At 53.7% G+C, this 2,115-nt stretch carries 3 protein-coding genes; all 3 read left to right on the top strand.

All coding sequences use genetic code 11. The features are described from left to right. Positions 1–386, top strand: a 386-nt coding sequence (locus tag HT737_RS29120) for a TolC family protein (RefSeq protein ID WP_182404552.1), incomplete at its 5' end; no start/stop codon positions are given. Positions 387–475: 89 nt separating this feature from the next. Further along, positions 476–1,699 carry an efflux RND transporter periplasmic adaptor subunit gene (locus HT737_RS29115; protein WP_042561903.1) on the top strand — a complete coding sequence of 408 codons (1,224 nt, stop codon included), beginning with the start codon at positions 476–478 and terminating at the stop codon, positions 1,697–1,699. Positions 1,700–1,725: 26 nt separating this feature from the next. Continuing rightward, on the top strand, positions 1,726–2,115 hold a 390-nt coding region (locus HT737_RS29110; RefSeq protein ID WP_182404551.1), incomplete at its 3' end, for an efflux RND transporter permease subunit.

The raw sequence follows: 2,115 nt of genomic DNA, 5'->3' as shown, positions 1-2,115 counted from the left end.
TATCTATGCCCATCCCGTTGTTTAACCGTAACCAAGGCAACGTACTGGCCGCAGCCCGCCGTGCCGATCAATCTCGCGACCTTCGGAATGCCAGTGAGTTACGACTGCGCACAGAGATCCAAACCACCTTAGATCAGTGGCTGACTGCTAACACTGAAGTGGCGTCGTTCAATCAAACCATCCTGCCTGCAGCGCAAAGTGCCGTCGATACCGCTACCCGAGGTTTCGAAATGGGTAAGTTTAACTTTCTCGACGTGCTCGATGCTCAGCGCACATTGATTAGCGCTCGCACGCAATACATCCAAGCCATCGCCGAGGCGACAGACGCCTGGGTGCGTATCGAGCGAATTTTCGGTGATGTTGCCATTCTCACTCGTACCCCGTGAATTTCATATAACGCTTTTTTTTACCGCTGCTCAGTATCGCAATACCACGTTAATCCGTGAATGCCGACTGGGTTGCGCAGGGAGTCTCCATGGATAAAAAACTAATCCTCGTCTCGGCACTAACCTTGGCAATAGGTATAGGCATCGGTTCGTTTTGGATGACAAGCCCATCGGTGCCTTCAGCTGAAGCTCAGACTCAGGAGGGCAAAGGCTATGACGATCACGGCGATGAAACTGCTGACGGAAAACCGGCCGAGGGCGAACACGCAGAAGGCGAAGCTGAAGAGGGTCATTTGACTCTGAGCGAAGAGCAGATCAGCTCTGCCGGCATCCAACTGGTTGAAGCGAAAGCGCAGAGCATCAGCCTTTCATTGCCCTTTCCTGGAGAAATCCGTTTTGATGAAGACCGCACTGCGCACGTGGTGCCCCGCGTACCTGGTGTCGTTGAGTCGGTTCATGCCAATCTTGGTCAACCAGTGAAAAAAGGTCAGTTGCTGGCCGTAATCGCTAGCCAACAAATTTCTGATCAGCGCAGTGAACAAGCCGCTGCGCAACGTCGTCTTGAGTTGGCGCGTACTACCTACGAGCGAGAGCGACAGTTATGGCAGGACAAAATCTCTGCAGAACAGGACTTCCTGCAAGCCCGCCAGGCTTTGCAAGAAGCTGAAATTGCTCTCAGCAATGCTCGGCAAAAAATTAGCGTACTGAGTGGTAGCTCGGTCGCCAGCGGGGGTAATCGATATGAATTGCGTGCGCCGTTTGACGGGGTTGTAGTCGAGAAACATTTGGCCCTCGGTGAAGTTGTCAGCGAAACCACCAATGCCTTTACGCTCTCCGACTTGTCGCGTGTGTGGGTGACCTTTGGAGTCTCACCAAAGGATTTGAACAAGGTACTCGTAGGCAAATCGGTCAAGGTCAGTGCGCCGGAGTTGAATGCTGAAGTCACTGGAACCGTGGCCTATGTCGGCAGTTTGTTGGGCGAGCAAACCCGTACAGCCACGGTCCGCGTGACATTGGAAAATCCACAAGGTGCATGGCGTCCGGGGCTATTTGTGACCGTGCAGGTTGACACCGGTACTCGGCAGACAAAGGTCGCTGTACCAGAGGCGGCTCTTCAGACGGTCGAGGACAAGCAAACTGTTTTCGTTCGAACGGAGGACGGGTTTAGAGCTCAGCCAGTGGAGACAGGTGGTCGTTCGGCGGGTCTGGTCGAGATCAAGGAAGGCCTGGAGCCCGGAGCTCAAATCGCCGCCGCCGGTAGTTTCATTTTGAAATCAGAATTGGGTAAAGCCTCGGCTGAACACGCCCACTGATCCGCCATTTCCACGAGAAGGTTCTCATGTTCGAACGCCTGATCCAATTTGCCATCGAGCAGCGCATTATCGTACTGCTCGCGGTTTTCCTCATGGCCGGCCTCGGTATAGCAAGCTATCAGAAGCTGCCGATCGACGCGGTTCCCGATATCACCAACGTCCAGGTGCAAATCAACACGGGGGCAGCAGGTTTTTCACCACTGGAAACCGAACAACGCATCACGTTCCCCATCGAAACAGCAATGGCTGGTTTACCGGCTCTAGAACAAACTCGTTCGCTGTCACGCTCGGGTTTGTCGCAAGTTACTGTTATTTTCAAAGAGGGCACGGACCTCTTCTTCGCTCGGCAATTGGTCAACGAACGATTACAGGTGGCCAAAGAGCAACTGCCAGAAGGTGTGGAAGCTGTCATGGGA

Source organism: Pseudomonas sp. MD195_PC81_125, from assembly GCF_014060985.1.
Lineage (GTDB): Bacteria > Pseudomonadota > Gammaproteobacteria > Pseudomonadales > Pseudomonadaceae > Aquipseudomonas > Aquipseudomonas parakoreensis.
This window is presented reverse-complemented; position numbering and strand designations above follow the sequence as displayed.

Excerpts from the sequence above, each read along its gene's own strand:
- HT737_RS29115 (WP_042561903.1), top strand. The coding sequence starts at position 476 with ATGGATAAAAAACTAATCCTCGTCTCGGCACTAACCTTGGCAATAGGT.